Source organism: Pedobacter sp. GR22-6, assembly GCF_037402555.1.
Taxonomy (GTDB): Bacteria; Bacteroidota; Bacteroidia; order Sphingobacteriales; family Sphingobacteriaceae; genus Pedobacter.
On sequence record NZ_JBBEUC010000007.1, the window covers coordinates 256,263 to 271,931 of the forward strand.

General features: G+C 40.7%; 20 protein-coding genes and 1 tRNA gene. 13 read left to right on the forward strand and 8 right to left on the reverse strand.

Translation table 11 applies throughout. From position 1 onward, the window contains the following. The first annotated feature begins 8 nt into the window (after window positions 1-8). Both WAE59_RS25020 and WAE59_RS25025 read left to right on the forward strand, forming a co-directional pair. The gene (locus WAE59_RS25020) at window positions 9-806 is read left to right on the forward strand and encodes a DUF4099 domain-containing protein (RefSeq protein WP_337858749.1); all 798 of its coding nucleotides are present in this window, start codon (window positions 9-11) and stop codon (window positions 804-806) included. Next, window positions 803-1,432: a hypothetical protein gene (locus tag WAE59_RS25025; protein WP_337858750.1), complete on the forward strand. Its 630-nt coding sequence runs from the start codon at window positions 803-805 to the stop codon at window positions 1,430-1,432. Before WAE59_RS25020 ends, WAE59_RS25025 begins: the two co-directional genes overlap by 4 nt. Here WAE59_RS25025 and WAE59_RS25030 read toward each other — a convergent pair. After that, entirely contained in the window at window positions 1,429-1,635 is a 207-nt protein-coding gene (locus tag WAE59_RS25030; RefSeq protein WP_337858751.1) for a hypothetical protein, read from the reverse strand. The two genes, WAE59_RS25025 and WAE59_RS25030, sit on opposite strands and share 4 nt — an antisense overlap. Before the next feature lie 210 nt (window positions 1,636-1,845). On the opposite strand from WAE59_RS25030, the gene WAE59_RS25035 reads away from it, so the two are divergent. Then, window positions 1,846-2,022, forward strand: a complete 177-nt coding sequence (locus WAE59_RS25035; protein WP_337858752.1) for a histone H1 — start codon at window positions 1,846-1,848, stop codon at window positions 2,020-2,022. 76 nt (window positions 2,023-2,098) lie between these two features. Here the strand turns inward: WAE59_RS25035 and WAE59_RS25040 are convergent, their stop codons facing one another. Continuing rightward, window positions 2,099-2,491: a DUF2116 family Zn-ribbon domain-containing protein gene (locus tag WAE59_RS25040; protein WP_337858753.1), complete on the reverse strand. Its 393-nt coding sequence runs from the start codon at window positions 2,489-2,491 to the stop codon at window positions 2,099-2,101. A 248-nt stretch (window positions 2,492-2,739) separates the two neighbouring features. On the opposite strand from WAE59_RS25040, the gene WAE59_RS25045 reads away from it, so the two are divergent. From WAE59_RS25045 to WAE59_RS25065, 5 genes are all read left to right on the forward strand, one after another. Beyond that, the gene (locus tag WAE59_RS25045) at window positions 2,740-3,321 is read left to right on the forward strand and encodes a UPF0758 domain-containing protein (protein ID WP_337858754.1); all 582 of its coding nucleotides are present in this window, start codon (window positions 2,740-2,742) and stop codon (window positions 3,319-3,321) included. 249 nt (window positions 3,322-3,570) lie between these two features. Continuing rightward, window positions 3,571-3,966, forward strand: a complete 396-nt coding sequence (locus WAE59_RS25050; RefSeq protein ID WP_337858755.1) for a single-stranded DNA-binding protein — start codon at window positions 3,571-3,573, stop codon at window positions 3,964-3,966. A 54-nt stretch (window positions 3,967-4,020) separates the two neighbouring features. Continuing rightward, on the forward strand, window positions 4,021-4,221 hold the full coding sequence (locus tag WAE59_RS25055; protein WP_337858756.1) for a hypothetical protein: 201 nt from the start codon (window positions 4,021-4,023) through the stop codon (window positions 4,219-4,221). Between the two features lie 469 nt (window positions 4,222-4,690). Then, window positions 4,691-5,269: a hypothetical protein gene (locus tag WAE59_RS25060; RefSeq protein ID WP_337858757.1), complete on the forward strand. Its 579-nt coding sequence runs from the start codon at window positions 4,691-4,693 to the stop codon at window positions 5,267-5,269. Between the two features lie 441 nt (window positions 5,270-5,710). Beyond that, on the forward strand, window positions 5,711-6,079 hold the full coding sequence (locus tag WAE59_RS25065) for a DUF6876 family protein (RefSeq protein WP_337858758.1): 369 nt from the start codon (window positions 5,711-5,713) through the stop codon (window positions 6,077-6,079). A gap of 266 nt (window positions 6,080-6,345) precedes the next feature. Here WAE59_RS25065 and WAE59_RS25070 read toward each other — a convergent pair whose 3' ends face one another. Beyond that, complete coding sequence (locus WAE59_RS25070; RefSeq protein ID WP_337858759.1) at window positions 6,346-7,683, reverse strand: site-specific integrase; 1,338 nt, start codon at window positions 7,681-7,683, stop codon at window positions 6,346-6,348. A 217-nt stretch (window positions 7,684-7,900) separates the two neighbouring features. Further along, window positions 7,901-7,974: transfer RNA gene (locus WAE59_RS25075), tRNA-Asn, on the reverse strand. 140 nt (window positions 7,975-8,114) lie between these two features. On the opposite strand from WAE59_RS25075, the gene WAE59_RS25080 reads away from it, so the two are divergent. Next, entirely contained in the window at window positions 8,115-9,035 is a 921-nt protein-coding gene (locus WAE59_RS25080; protein WP_337858760.1) for a PfkB family carbohydrate kinase, read from the forward strand. Between the two features lie 32 nt (window positions 9,036-9,067). Here the strand turns inward: WAE59_RS25080 and WAE59_RS25085 are convergent, their stop codons facing one another. The 4 genes from WAE59_RS25085 to murB all read right to left on the reverse strand — a co-directional run bounded on the left by WAE59_RS25085 (window position 9,068) and on the right by murB (window position 11,708). Further along, a complete protein-coding gene (locus WAE59_RS25085) occupies window positions 9,068-9,301 on the reverse strand; it encodes a cytochrome b5 domain-containing protein (RefSeq protein ID WP_443147273.1) in 234 nt (77 codons plus the stop codon). Continuing rightward, on the reverse strand, window positions 9,282-9,953 hold the full coding sequence (locus WAE59_RS25090) for a lycopene cyclase domain-containing protein (RefSeq protein WP_337858762.1): 672 nt from the start codon (window positions 9,951-9,953) through the stop codon (window positions 9,282-9,284). Before WAE59_RS25090 ends, WAE59_RS25085 begins: the two co-directional genes overlap by 20 nt. A gap of 34 nt (window positions 9,954-9,987) precedes the next feature. Continuing rightward, window positions 9,988-10,518, reverse strand: coding sequence for an RNA polymerase sigma factor (locus WAE59_RS25095; RefSeq protein WP_337858763.1), 531 nt, complete (start codon window positions 10,516-10,518; stop codon window positions 9,988-9,990). A gap of 173 nt (window positions 10,519-10,691) precedes the next feature. Beyond that, entirely contained in the window at window positions 10,692-11,708 is a 1,017-nt protein-coding gene (murB, locus tag WAE59_RS25100) for a UDP-N-acetylmuramate dehydrogenase (RefSeq protein ID WP_337858764.1), read from the reverse strand. A 155-nt stretch (window positions 11,709-11,863) separates the two neighbouring features. Between murB and WAE59_RS25105 the strand changes: the two genes are divergently transcribed. The 4 genes from WAE59_RS25105 (at window position 11,864) to WAE59_RS25120 (ending at window position 15,624) form a co-directional block, all read left to right on the forward strand. Further along, the gene (locus WAE59_RS25105; protein ID WP_337858765.1) at window positions 11,864-12,469 is read left to right on the forward strand and encodes a TetR/AcrR family transcriptional regulator; all 606 of its coding nucleotides are present in this window, start codon (window positions 11,864-11,866) and stop codon (window positions 12,467-12,469) included. A 116-nt stretch (window positions 12,470-12,585) separates the two neighbouring features. Next, window positions 12,586-13,191 carry a TetR/AcrR family transcriptional regulator gene (locus tag WAE59_RS25110; RefSeq protein WP_337858766.1) on the forward strand — a complete coding sequence of 202 codons (606 nt, stop codon included), beginning with the start codon at window positions 12,586-12,588 and terminating at the stop codon, window positions 13,189-13,191. A 16-nt stretch (window positions 13,192-13,207) separates the two neighbouring features. Next, window positions 13,208-14,551 (forward strand): TolC family protein, encoded by a 1,344-nt coding sequence (locus tag WAE59_RS25115; protein ID WP_337858767.1) that lies wholly within the window; start codon window positions 13,208-13,210, stop codon window positions 14,549-14,551. 2 nt (window positions 14,552-14,553) lie between these two features. After that, window positions 14,554-15,624 carry an efflux RND transporter periplasmic adaptor subunit gene (locus tag WAE59_RS25120; protein WP_337858768.1) on the forward strand — a complete coding sequence of 357 codons (1,071 nt, stop codon included), beginning with the start codon at window positions 14,554-14,556 and terminating at the stop codon, window positions 15,622-15,624. Window positions 15,625-15,669 lie beyond the last annotated feature (45 nt).

A 15,669-nucleotide genomic window follows, 5' to 3' on the forward strand; every position in this document is an offset into this window, starting at 1 on the left:
TCTCTAATATGAATATCCCTATCATTCAGGAAAATGATCCCCGCTTCCAGCATGTACTCGCTGAACTGCAAAAACTTGGCCTGGCCAATGACGGAAAATTACACTTGTCCAAAACAGACCGTGAAGCCCTGCTTAGCGGGGGACGTACTGATCTCATCAGTCTGCATGACCTAAAATCGGAAAGCTACCGGATAGACCAGCTTGATGCCAAGCTCTCCCTTTCCTGGAAATCCAATGGCGAGGCTGAACTGAAATTGCACCCGATTTATAAAGAAGCATCCTACCCACCCGGACTGACCGATGAGGAAGCGCAACAGCTGCAAGTTGGCCAGACGAGTTCGATCCTTAAAAGAATCAAGGAGGCCGGTGAGCAGCAAAAAGATTACCTCTTTGAGTTTGATCCTGATACGAGGGAATTTATAAAGACAGAGACCGGCAAAGTCAAATCACCGGATTTAGTCAATGGTGAAAAACTAAACGAACAGCAGAAACAAGACTATCAGGATGGCAAAGAAGTCGAGCTCTCTGATGGCACCAGATTCAAATACAGTGGTGTGGAGACTCAGGGGATCCGGTCAGATAAAGCTTTCCTGCTCGCTTCGGTATTCCTGGACGGAGGTCTGACTTATGTGATCTACCATGGACTGAAGGCCTTGAATGGATTGCGCAATACTGATCCTGAAGCCCTTGCCATGACCAAAGGGTTCATCAATGCTAAAAAGGATATGGAGTCTGCTGCTGAGCATCAGAGACCAGCAACTGAAGAACTGGTTCTGGGTTATTCCCGCACGGGTAGATCCAGATGACGACGGACCTTCTTAGTCAACTTGGTATCAGCCCGAATGTCCGTGATTTCTTTCTAGCTTATGCAATCCTTGACTTTGCTGACCAGTTATGTTTCAATTACGGATCCGACAAGGAACTATTCAGCTTAGATCAGCATCTGCTTCCTATAACCGATAACTGCTGGTTTGCCGGTGACCGTAATCCAAGCCGGATAAGCCATGTTTTCATAGCTGAATGTGCTATGGAACTGATCGCTTTCTTGGAGCGAAATGCACACTTCTATAAAAATACAGACCAGTTGCTCTTTATTGCAACTGGTCTTTCACCGGGAAACCGATTACTTGCTGATATTGGACTGTTGTTCAAAAAAAGTAAGTTCACAATTGTTCATGGCAACGATTTTTTAGGCAGGATTTGGACGGTTAAAGTAGCTGGATGGCTATTTGGCAAAGAGTTCGACATCACTTACCTGTCGGGATCGGTAATATGGATAGCTTATTTAGATCGCTCTTGTTGCCTCGCTGAGCGTGAATTCAACCTAAATCAGGTCCAGCTTGGACTCGGTCTGAGACTCAAAGTCAAAACGGTCTACCCAAGCGCAGGTAGGACTTTTATCCAGCAAATGCTACCTACGAATCTCCTTTAATCCCTGCGCATCTCCCTCATCTGCCATTGCGCAATCCTGCGCTCAAATTCCTTTTTTTTCTTATACTGGTATCTCCAGGCAATCAGGCCCAGAAAGCCAAATGCCGCCAACTGCATCGGCACAGGCTTTTTCATGGTCAGCGCAGAGAACATCATTCCACAAAAAATAAAACATACCAATACCACTCTTATTAGCGTCTTCATATTCTTAAAATTTAAATGTAAAATGTGGATCAGGCTGTTGCTCAGCAGGACTGCTGATTAGCTTCTTCGGTTCTCACAGGACCCCCTTGAATAATACAAAGATAAGAATTTTTTAGGCATAATGAATCTCAATTGACTTACTTTGTGATCTTTATGTTTCTAAATATCGCTTTTATTCCTACTTTCGCCGCTTATTAATTCATATAGATAATGGACAATTTCAAAAAATTACAAGAAGTCGTAGCTGCAGCTCAGGTAGACGCAGAAAAGTTCTACAACTCCAACAACAGTGCAGCTGGTACTCGTTTGCGCAAAGCTTTGCAAGACATTAAAATATTAGCAGGAGATATCCGTAAGGAAGTTACAGAAATTAAAAATAGCAAGTAAATAAGCGTGTTTTGGGGAAGAGGGAATGGCGCTTGTCATTCCCTTTTTTGTTATAGTAATTCTGTTTAAGCAATGTTTATTCAACCTGATCGACCTGAACCACTAATAAAACAAAGCCATCCTTAATTTCCAGATAGCCCTGGTCAAAACAGAATTTATAGGTATCAAGCTTCTGGGTAGTATGATAACTAGTCAGGTATCTGAAGTTGAAGCCCATGCCTTCCATCCTACTCTTCTTCACTTTTGTCTTACCGTTTACATTTAGCTCCTTCAAAATCTTCCAGTTCTTCAGGATTGCTTTAGGGATGGTGTCCAGGAATTCTGGCCGCTTTTCCTTCGCCGCCTGCCGTTTAGCATTGTTGAATTGGCTTCTGCACCTGTCGCTGCAGAATTTCTGGTCAGCCCTACCGGGTAATTTACCAGAACATTCAGGGCACTTCCGCTCAGAGATAGTTAATTTGTCGATCATCGTCAATATAATAAGGAGATCGACTAATTTATATAATCTATGTCAACAGCCACAAATCCTCTCCCGAATTAGTAAGAAATAAACGTTTAATGAGCGTTTAATCGGCTGTATAAATGATTTATTCTTTCGTTCGACCCGATGCTTTTGATTGATTAACCGGTTAAACCGGATACTAACGTTACTAACCAGCTATTATAATGAGATGTGATAGACACTTTCCGAGTTTTGCTACCACAAATCTCTAGAACATGAAAACAGTAATTTTAGAAAGCGAGACTTTCGGATCAGCAAACAGGCATTATTTCCTTGATTTCAAGCGTGCCAGTAACAATAGCAACTATATACAGATCACCCGTAGCGACCGCCTGGCGGACAATACATATAAAAGATCCAGCGTCTGTGTGTTTGAGGAAGATTTCACCTTCCTGATTGAAAGCTTTTCAATGCTCTTCACCAATGTTATTCATAGAAAAGAGATATCCGAGCGGAAAGTATCTTATCGGGTTAGAGGCATCAAAGGCTGGGAGCCGGAAAACCGTTCGCGTGAAAAACTAATGAAACTTGGTGCCGATGCCCTGTCTGACGCGGAACTGCTGGCGATGCTCATCGGCTCCGGAACTCCGGATGTAACAGCCGTTGACCTTGCGGCCAGAATTTTAGCAAGCGTAGGCAATGACCTTGAGGCTTTGGGGAAAATTAGCATAGCGGAGCTCAAAAAGTTTCATGGGATAGGCAATGCCAGAGCGCTCTCGGTCATTGCCGCTCTGGAACTTTCAAAAAGGAAAAGCAAGTCGATTGATTCCCTCTTTCAATTGCGACTTGCTAAATAAGAAAGCGTTTTCGTTACCTCATACACTTTCCTGCAGATAACTTGGGTTAAAAGGCAGCTAAGGTCGTAGAAGATTCCCTTCCTTCGAACGCATAATGCTGGCGCACCCTGCGGGACTTATAGTTCATCCGGGCGAAAATCTTCATCGCTCTATCTGCTATTCTTTTAAACCAAGCCACCTGCCACAAAAAAGGGGCTGACGAAAGAAAAATATTATTCAAATAAATTATAAACCATTAAAAACAAAGTTATGCAGATCACAGGTAGAATTACATCGGATGCAGTAGTGAGAAACACTAAATCGGACAAAAAAGTAGTTGGGTTCAATGTTGCCCTGAATGAGAATTATGTCAGTAATGGCGAGAAGAAACAGACGACGACGTTTTTTGAATGCTCCTATTGGAGAGGCGAGAATCTGGCGCAATGCCTGATTAAGGGAACACTGGTGGAGTTAACTGGTTCTGTAGGAGTAAATGCCTACATGAAGAGTAATGAGCCTAAAGCAAGCCTGACTTTCAGGGTGAATGAGATCAAACTGCATGGCAAGTCCAATGCGAAGGTTGAGGAACAACCGCCTGTCGTAGCAACTGAGGGTGCCCCGTCATTCAATACAATTCCTGTACCAGAAGACGACCTTCCTTTTTAATTCGGACCAGCGGGGGCAACCCCGCTTATTTTTCCAATTTTTTAGATAGATGCCATGAGATTATTAGCCGATCAGACAGAGAAAAATGCCCTTTACGAAATTGCAAAATGCTTTAAGTTTTTAAAGAACCTTGATGGTTTGAAGGTGTCCGCGGAAGACGCCTCTCGGGTTCGCCTAGCGGAAAATGCTTTACTATGTGTAGTCGAGAGCAATGGCTATCAGGTCAATCAATCCAGGGAAGACAACAATCCTTAAAAGACTTAAATATGAAAACTAACTCTTCAAATTATAGCCCATTTAAAAAATATAGGCTCATGGACTATCCATATCAGCCCTGACAGAGGACAGGCTGATCGTATTAGGTCTGCTGAGTGACACCATATCAATAAAGAAGGGATTAACCTGACTCCAAGGATTTTCAATGAAACACCGAAGGTGTTAGATGAAACGCTTTTCAGCTTGCTGAGTTACGTTACCTTCAGTATGGTTGGTGCTTCTTTTACACCCAAATACGGCTAAGACAAGGACAGTAACAAGTTGACTTTCAACCTAAACTTTGACTTTTATTGTAATCAAACGTAATTTATTTTATCTTAGCAAAGAGCTCAATCAGATCCATTTATTTTGAGTAGTTTTAAATCAAAACTCTCTGACATGAACACAATTTATTACTACCACTTGGAACTCATGGTCATGCCAATGGCAGCATACTAACATCTTAGATATGAAAAGACATATTTTAACTCTTCTAAGCCTCATTGTCATTTGTGCTAGTTGCAAAAAAGACAAAGCTACTCTCGACATAACTTCAGACGCTAAGTATATTCTCAAATCAGTTGAATCGAATAGTCCCGTAGATTTAAATTATGATGGAACATCAAATCGTAATTTGATGGAAGAAATACCAGTTTTGCGAGATCTAGGTATTTTTTTGACGCTTGATAAAGAGAAAACTGAAAATCACTATATCAATATTCTTTGGGTGGAACCTAGAGTTGATGATGAGGTGCTATTTAGTCACTTACCTGAAATTTATAGTCCAGATTTATCGATTGAATATCTGCCTGTCGACAACCAATATTATTTTGACATTGAGGAATCGACTAAAAGCTTAAAAATAGGATCTCGAATTGTCGCTATCCAAAGCAACCATACTTTAGAACAACCTCAAAGTTTAGAAGTTAACTCTCGAAACCAAACCATAGTGTTTAGAGGTCGACAAAAATTCCTCACAATTTCAGGCATTTCTACGATATCGTTTACAGCAATTTATCAGAAAGATACTTCATATATTGCTCCATAGTCTCTTATCTCCAGATTGCCAATATATTTAAACCATACCTAGACCTCAGTAACTAAACACACCCAGGTAAATATACTTACATCTCTGACAACTAAATTATCAATATTCTACTCCCTATCATGGAGTATATCCTTCAAATAAGTAGGAATTCCTTGGAAGACTCTTGTAGTTTAGCCTAGTCAAACTGAGGCAATTATCTTTAATCGACCGATCAATTTTGAAGCTTGTAATTATTCCTAGACTCGTGCTTGGTTAAGTGAATCCATTAATTAGTTCACAAAAATGCTTTCACCGACCATTGAAAGGTAGTATCAAAAAATTGGGTATCACCACGCTAGTCTGGTGACGCGCCGCAATTTTTTCCTCTCCACCTTGCTTGAATATTGGTCAGGGCTAGCGAAAACGTGAAATAATTAAATGTTTCACTTAAATAACAATCACATGAGTACCATGAGAAATGTAAACGAAGAACTTTCGCAATTCACCGGAACTAGCTGCTATTTTAAACACCCTGTCTTTGGTTTTAACTACACTGAAGGCATACAGTACCTTGCCCAGGAATTCAAATGCTACTGGCTACTTAAAGATATAGCCCTACACAACCATATTTCTTTAATACGGATAGATGAACCCTTCCAGGTCTGGAAGCTACAACGCAACAATGCCCCCGAGCATGGCTTTAGTCTCCACTGCGGAGATGGCAACTACAACGAGGTTTTCCGAACAACAATACCCACTTCAGATTTTGCGGGAGATGAGGTCACCATCTGGTTTATAGATGAAGTCCTGCTACTTCCTTCGGAATACTAATCAAGAATCCCTGACGGAGATTTCGTCAGGGATTCGATGTTGATTATGCAAGCGCCTTAGGCCACTCACGTCCCAATATTCGTTCTTTTTACACTAAATATCCCAGCCGCAAAGAAATCCGTAAGCTTCTTATCTTAAATATATTTTGAGCACTGCCGGCTGGATGTCATTCACAATCTTCCAATTTTACCATAAACTTATTTTCAATCTATCGGAAAATCTGCCTCGCTGCTCGGAAGTTCCCTGAACCATACCAGAATCTCCATCTAAGAATTTGGGCTATAGGCACTCGTTAAACTAAGCCTTTTTCTGACTTCCGAAGCCCATCTTTGATTTTTTCTAGTCCACCTACCCAGTAACTTAATTACTTTTCCCTGCAGTTCATCTACAATCCTCCAATCTTTCTCGATATAAATATCGGTGGTTTTCTTGCCTTGGTCTACGTGATTCAAAGCAAGTCCAATGTCGTCGGTGCTCATACGGCACTTATTCCTGGCAACCGTTCCTACTGAATGACGGGCCCAATAATAAGTCACCCCCACTAAATTGTTTTTGACACATAGGTCTCTCAAACCATGGCTCAGCGCTTTGTTAAGTTCACCAATTGTGGCGTAGCGTAACTGTAGCTTTCCGAGATACTTGTCTAGTAACGGCTTGGCCTCATTAACAATTTTGATACTGATAAAAGCATTGTCTTTCCGTTTGTCTCTGGTTTTAGATCGGTTGTATTCCAGTCGGCCTTTAACGATATTAGAATTATCAATTTGGAAAAGATCTGCTGCATTTATGCCACACATATAATAGGACAGCATAAAAAGATCCCTGGCCATTGCAGCTCTGCTATCCTTTTTTGCTCTGCTAAACCTGATTCTGTTTAACGTACCAATTTTACAATTTCGCTTTTTGGTAATAGGTGTACGAATTATTTCATATTCATCAAAAGGATAGTGTTCAATCCGTATTAGACCTAGCTTCTTTTTATTGTATTTCTTCCTTGCATGGTTGAACAGTCCTCTAAGGTCGCGCATGTAATTGTGGACACTTGCATCTGTACAGGGAGACTGAGTAGTGATCACCTCTTTCTGGAATTGGTTAAGCCTAACCATTGTCCTTTCAGTGCGCAGAAATATTTCCCAGTCGACAAGCAGGTCCACATCTATTTCAGAAATTCCAACTTTTGGACGCCTAAAAAAATCTGTCAGGCTATTTTTTATGGTATTAAAATTCGCTGCTGTCTTGCTTTTACCGAGATCTCTTAGACCTTGTATATATTCTGTACAGAATGCGATGAAGTCAATCTCTTTGTCAGCCCCCTCTAGATAATCTCTTAGTTCCCCACAAGTAAATAATTCTAATTTTTCACCAAGTCCACTTATTTTCTCCCTATAATCATCAAGCGTCCGGTTCAATAATCTTCGTACAAACTGATCGGCAATGATCAAATCAGTTTTAGACTTAGGGTCTTTTTTAACTTTCTTTGCACTGACGTAATGTTCGGTTTCAATAAATTTCCTTTCTTGTTTGTGGAAGACACGAATCTTCACATTGTAGGTGCCGTCGTTTTTCAAATGATGGCTGAAAACTTTTGCTTCAACTGTTGCCATGTTGATGTAGGTTTAAATGGGTTAAAGGATAAACCGGAAGGCCTACGAAACGAAAAAGACTGTTACGTATTTGTGACGCTTTTTGTTCTAAGTTGAGCAGAAATAGCTGCTGAACTTAATTAAGCGATTATCTGATAAACAGCTGGATTTGGGCAGGAATGCTTCCACATGCATAAAAAAAGCCCATTTCCTTGTAGAAAATGGGCTTTTTAACTTGCTCCCTCTGCTGGGCTCGAACCAGCGACCCTCTGATTAACAGTCAGATGCTCTAACCAGCTGAGCTAAGAAGGAGTGCTGGTTGCCAAAACGTGCTTTTGAAGGCTTTGAGAACATATATTCTCGTTCGTTTTGGGAATGCAATATTAGGGGTTTTAATTTATTTATGCAATATTTGCAGTGAAAAAATTTAAAAAAAATTTTAATTAATTTATATGAGCCTGATAATCATAGGTACTGTAGCTTTCGATGCTATTGAAACTCCCTTCGGAAAAACCGATAAAATCGTAGGTGGAGCCGCAACTTACGCAAGTTTAGCTGCGTCTTACTTCTACGATAAAGTAAAAATTGTGGGTGTAGTGGGTGATGATTTCCAGAAAAAAGACATCGACACCTTCACGGAGCATGGTATTGATACGGAGGGACTGCAAATAAAAGCAGGAGAAAAATCATTTTTCTGGTCAGGAAAATACCGCAATGACATGAACAGCCGCGACACTTTAGCGACTGAACTGAACGTATTGGAACACTTTGACCCGATTATCCCGGAAAGCTATCAGGACTGCGAATACCTCATGCTGGGCAATCTTACTCCAATCGTCCAGCAAACGGTCATCAAACGTCTTAAAAACAGGCCTAAATTAATTGTATTGGACACGATGAACTTCTGGATGGACATCATGATGCCAGATCTGCTGGAAACCATTAAATTGGTAGATGTGCTTACCATTAATGACGCGGAAGCCCGTCAGTTGTCCGGAGAGTACTCTCTTGTGAAAGCAGCTCAAAAAATTCTTGCCATGGGACCAAAGTACCTGATCATTAAGAAAGGTGAACACGGCGCATTGTTATTCCATGAAGACAAAATCTTTTCAGCACCTGCATTGCCGCTCGCAGAGGTATTTGATCCTACAGGAGCTGGCGATACTTTTGCAGGTGGTTTTATTGGCTATCTGGCCAAAGTAGGCACTGTAAACTTCAATAACATGAAAAATGCGATCATTTTCGGATCTGCATTGGCTTCCTTCTGTGTAGAAAAATTCGGAACAGAGAAAATAATCAACCTGAGTCCTGAAGAAGTTGCAGGACGTATCCAGGAATTTGTGAACCTGAGTTCTTTCACGATTGAACAATAGTAGAAATAATAAAAGGGCTGAATTCAGCCCTTTTATTTCAGTACCCCTATTGCCTTAAACTTTTCAAATACTGTAGCGGTATGCGGTGCATCAGGCAGTTCATCGGTCAGATCCTGGCCTGCCCAGTGCTCATAGTGCTTTCCGTTTCTCCAGAGCCTGCTTTCTGTGACATCATAAATCAGTCCCTGGTAAGCCACCCAGATCTGGGGCTTGTCCTGACCATTTCTCAGGGCCAGTTGCTGTTTGCTATAAGCCGGCAGTTCCATATTTTCCATTTTTGCTTTTGAATAATTCAAACAAGTAGATACCGGATAACAACATACCCATAAAGTAAAAATAGCACTCAAACGGGATGCTTCCAATATTCAGCTTCATGGTTTCCTCCGCCTGGTAAGAAATGAACTGATAATGGATCAGCATCGTATAAGCCGGATAAAAAACCAGAAGACCAGCAAAGTAAGCCCGGTAAAAGCGATACATGAACCGAAGCTTATTGACATATTCTACATAAAACAACAGCAACAACAGTGGGAGAAATGCAAGTAAACTGAGCCATTTCGTATAGGTAAAAAACAACATTCCAGTGCCGATTCCCAATAGCAAATTACTGAAGGAGAGGCTGAATTTTTCTAAATCATTATTGGGAAAACTCACATTTAAAAAATGATACACCAGCAGACCAAGGAGGCACAACACAGGATAAAACAGCAGCTCCTGCCAGGAATACCCTATTGTTTGAACTCCCAATAAGACGAGCAGCCAGGCGATCAATGAAAAAAACAATCCGGAGATGAGCGCTGCAGGAAGCATCAGCATCCATTTTACCGATGAGTTTTGAAGATAGGTATTGTCCATTTTGATATTATCAGCCTCAAAAGTACCATTTTCAAAGGGTTTAGCGTAAACAAAAAAAGCCACTGAATAGTGGCTTTTTAGTATAAGTTGAATCGATCTAGGCTACATCCGCACCCAGGATCTCCTTCGAATAAGTTTTTAGGTATTTTTTTAGGATCTGACGGGCCACATGGATCCGCGTTTTCACAGTTCCGATTGGAATATTCAGTTCTTCTGCAATTTCATGGTATTTAAAGCCTTCAAAGTATTTAATGAAAGGCACATAGTATTCCGGCTGAAGCGTAGCCAATGCTTTATTGATATCGCCAATGATAAACTTACTTTCACTGGAATTCTTAGATGCACTGTAATGAAGATTGGCAGAGGAAATATCTTCAGACTGGGTAATGATAGAATTTGTCTTTACCAGGCGTCTGTAATTATTGATGAATGTATTTTTCATGATGGTAAACAACCATCCTTTCAAATTTGTACCCTCTTTAAATTTGCTGTAATAAGTTACCGCTTTCAACATGGTATCCTGAACGAGATCATTCGCATCTTCAATGTCTTTGGTGAAATTTAGGGCAAATGACTGTAAAGAGACTGAGTGGTCGTTGAGCTGGAGGTTGAATTCATTTTTTGTCATGATGTTTAAAGATTTAGGGTTCAACATTCATCAAACAAACAATTTAACAATACGTGGCGATCATAAAGTTTGTTTAATCTTATACATCAAACTATATACAACATGCGTACCAAAAACCCCAGAAAGCGGCTACATAATTAATTTCCGGCCTATACACAACTTTAAACAATATGTCACAGAATATTTACCTCTCTTTCCAGTTTCACACCAAACTTGGCATCCACTGCTGCTATAATCTGTTCCGAAAAACTATACACTTCCTGACCTGTGGCATGACCATGGTTGACCAGTACCAAAGCCTGGTTCTTCCAGGTTCCTGTTTGTCCTGCTATCACCCCTTTGAAACCACATGCTTCGATAAGCCAGCCGGCAGCTAGCTTTACCTTTCCGTCTGCCAGAGGATAATTCACAACCAGAGGATGGTCATGGTAGACTTTTTCAAATTGATCCTTACTGATTACAGGATTCTTAAAGAAACTACCGGCATTACCAATTGTAGAAGGATCCGGCAATTTACTGACCCTGATTTGAGCGACTACTGTTGCGATGTCTGCAATACCGGGCTGAAGAATATTCCTTTTTCTAAGTTCATCCTGTATTGCACCATATTGTGTATTGATATTGGCTTTCGTGCTCAACTTAAATGTAACTGAACTTATGATATAACGTCCTTTAAGTGTCGTCTTAAAGACACTGTCGCGGTAAGCGAAACCACAATCCCCGAAGTTAAAAACGCGTGACTGTGCAGTAGCAATTTCGAATGCTTTACAGGAATGAAATACATCTTTTAGTTCTACACCGTACGCACCGATATTCTGAACCGGAGCAGCCCCTACAGTCCCCGGAATCAGGCTCAGGTTCTCAACGCCTGCATAGCCATGGGAGACGCAATAATTCACAAAATCATTCCAGACTACACCGGCACCTGCTGTAACCAGTACCTCGTCCCCATTGGCTACTGCCGAAATCCCGGGGATACCGATCTTCAATACCAAGCCATCGAAATTCTGAGTGAACAGTACATTACTTCCACCGCCCAATACCAGTAAAGACTGGGAATGGATCAGATCGGACTGCAGCATTTCGATCAGCCCCTCCTCTGTTAAGATCTCAGAAAAATAGCGGGCTTTAACATCGATTCCAAAGGTATTGTAAGCTTTTAGAGCGGTGTTTTCTTGCAGTGCAGACATAGAATTAGTGTTGATCAGGCTACAAATGTAGCGGATAATGACCTGTAATGAATATGTTAAAATTATTATTTAAAAAAAATTCCTATTTTTCCTCTCGATTGTTAACAAGTTAGACATCCAGGGGAGGGATCAGGCGGGACAGCAATTAAACATGTATGGAAAATCAGGATAAGAAAAGAGTACTCATTATAGAAGCCGCATTAAAAAGATTTGCGCATTACGGACTGGCAAAAACTACAATGACCGAAATTGCCAAAGACATTTCTTTCTCAAAAGCACTATTGTATTATTACTTTCCTGACAAACTGAGCTTATATGTAAGCGCTATAGAACACCTGATGCACATCATCAGTCGCGACCTGGTCAAATCTGTCGACAAAACAAGCAGCTCAACTGAGGGCGTACTGAAGTTGCTGCAAAAGAGGCAGTCGTACATCCAGAAATACTACAACCTCTTCGAAGAAAACCAGATCATAGGTAATGAACTGCCTGAAGGGCTCTTCGAAAAATTTCAACGGGCCAAGACATTTGAGGCCATTATCATCAGTTCACTCTTTAGCAGAGGTATCAGCAGCGGCGAGCTGGCTATGGAAGACCCTAAACTGGCTACCGACATCTTTATGGATGCACTTTCCGGTATACACTTCAACATCCTTGCTAAAGGAAAAATGATGTTCCCCGGGAAGGAAATGTTCAAGCAAATTTTTGCCAAGGAGAAGATGTTTGCCGATATTTTCATGGAAGGCTTAAGAGCAAAATAAAATTCTCGTCATTTTTTTGTAATTTTAATCTAATTTCATTGGAAGAATTGGGGATACTGAATAATGGCAGTATTTTTGACCCTTGATAGAAAAAAGTCAAAAAGTAAAAAAGTAGAATGGTAGAGACAGATAAAAAAAGAGATGCGATTATTGAGGGGGCGATTAAACGTTTCATGCATTATGGGATCAATAAGACCACGATGAATGAAATTGCGGAGGACCTCTCAGTATCTAAGCCTTCTTTGTATTATTACTTCCCGGATAAGAACAGCCTGGTATTCGGAGTGATCGATAAAATCTTTTCGGATTATTTTGCCCTGATGGAAAAGATTCCATACACCGACATTTCTCTTAGTGACCTATTGGTATCTTTTATTGAAATCAGGCATCGTTTCTTTCAAAAGTATTATATGCTCCATCTCTCCGGGGGCAGTCCTGATTCCTCATTGAATTCGGATGAGCTGAAAAAACACTTCATGGAAATGAAGGAGAAAAACCAACGGTATCATGCAGCCATATTTGAGCAAGCTATAGAAAAGGGTGAGATTGGAATGATCAACACAGAAAAAATGGCAGAGCTTTACCTGGAATCTATGGCCGGAATTACTTCGCTTTGCATTCTTCATGGCAACAAAGAGTTATTTCCGAGTAAAAAAGAGATGAAAACCATGCTTGAAAAACAAATCGACCTATCAAACATATTCGTCAAAGGATTAAAATAAATAGAAATAATACCATATGAATACCATAATCAAACAGATAAAAACAATTCCATTACTCTTGCTGGGATTGGTACTGTCCAACGCTGCGATGGCGCAACAGACACTGACGCTGAAGGAGGCTCTAAATTACGCCTTGCAAAACAGTGTAAATGCACGCAAAGCGAAATTGGATATAGAAGGAGGCAGATATAAAGTGGAAGAAGTCAGGTCCCAGGCTTTACCTCAGATCACAGGTAATGGAGGCTTGACCTACAACGCCATCATAGGTTCTCAGGTCGTTGATTTTGGCGGGCAAACACAGACACTTAAATTTGGTCAGAAATGGAATTCTTCTGCCGGCGTTCAATTGTCCCAGCAGCTGTTCAACCAGCAAGTATTTACTGGATTGCAGGCGGCAAGATCAAGTGAAGAATATTATAACCTTGTTGCCCAGCTTACAGACGAACAAGTGATCGAGTTGGTTGCCAATAATTACTACCAGGTATTGGTCAACAGACAGCAATTGAATGTTGTAGACACCAATATTAAAAATGTAAGGGTCATTGAAAAGATCATCTCTAATCAATACCAAAATGGTCTGGCGAAAAAAATCGATGTGGATCGGATAAAGGTCAACCTTACCAATCTGGAAACTCAGCGTGAGCAGACCATCAATGCAATAACGCAACTGGAAAATCAATTGAAGTTTTCTATGGGCATGCCGGTAAAAACCGACATTGTCCTGCCTAAAACGGAACTGACGGAAGTAACCAGATTGCCAGAGCTTGCGGACTCCGTAACCTTGAGCAACCGGACAGAATTTAAGATCCTTGACATTCAGGATAAACTACTTTCCCTGCAGCGTAAGGCTTATGTTGCTGAATACTACCCTAATTTATCTTTAACAGGTAATTATACTTATTCCAGTCAAAGTAATAGTTTCGATTTCCTGACCTCCAACAGAAATGCGATCGGATTCGATGCCTCTGCGATAGGAGTTACATTAAGGGTCCCTATCTTTAATGGTTTTCTAACCCGCTCAAAAGTCCGTCAGGCAGATGTGGAGATTAAAAAAGCCCAGGAAGACAGAAGACAGTCAACGAACTCCTTGAATTTAGCTTATGAGAATGCAAAAATTCAATTGAAAAATAGCATCAACACCATTAATGCTCAGAAGAAAAATGTGGAGCTTGCCAATGAAATTTACAGAAGCACGCAAAACAATTATAACAATGGCCTTGCCAGCTTAACGGACCTGCTGGATACAGAGAATGCATTGACTTCTGCTCAAAACAGCTATAATCAGGCTTTATTGAATTATAAAATCGCTGAAATACAATTAATCAAATCAAACGGAAATATTAAATCGCTAGCACAATAGAAATGAAAAGAGTAATTATCATAATTGTTGTCGTTATTGTAGCCTTGGGCGCAATAGCTTATGTCTTAACAAACAACAAAAAGAAAAACGAAGCAAAAACTGCCTACATTGCACAAGGTGGTGGTGCAGTTGCCGTTCGGATTGCAGCGGTAGAGAAAAAAAATATTGACCTCGATTTTAGTGCAAACGGTAATTTCATCCCTAAACAGGAATTGAACTTTCTGTCTGAGAATTCAGGAAGGGTGAGCAAGATATATGTAGATGAGGGTGACCGCGTGAGTAAAGGACAACCTTTGGCGCGCATTGATGCAGAGATCATCAACACAGATAAAGAAACTGCAGAGGCAACTTATCAGAATGCGGTTAGAGATGAAGCCCGTTATCAGAGCTCATTTGAGACAGGCGGTGTGACTCAACAACAATTGGATCAGGCTAAACTGACTACCAGAAATGCAAAATTAAAATTACAAGCTTCTCAGCGTAGGGTTAGTGATGCCAACATCAAATCTCCAATAAACGGTATCATCAATAAACGTTACATCGAAGTTGGTGCTTTTGTCTCAGGTACACCTGGAACCCAGCTTTTTGAGATCGTTGATGTATCTAAATTGAAGCTTAAAGTGAATGTCAATGAGTCTCAAGTTGCGAACCTTAAAATTGGTGATCAGATAGAAATCAAATCTTCTGTGTTCCCAACAGATAAATTCTCCGGAAAAGTAACCTTCATCGCTGCAAAAGCTGATGCTACATTGAACTTCCCAATAGAAATTGAAGTAGAGAACAGCAATAAGAACACGCTGAAGGCTGGTATGTACGGAACTGCAGTATTTAAATTCCCTAAACAAGCTCCAAGCATCCTGATCCCGCGTACTTCTTTCGTTGGCAGTGTAAGCAGCAACCAGGTATTTGTATACGATAAATCAAACAACACTTCCAAAATTCGTAAAGTAGTTACGGGCCGTATACTTGGTGATTCAGTCGAAATTTTGGATGGCTTGAATGAAGGCGAAACAGTAATCACCAGCGGACAGATTAACCTCGCTGAAGGCACAGCCGTGAGCATTGTTAAATAGTCAAGAACTCATAGAAGTCAATAACGCAGTCTGGAAACTACTGCA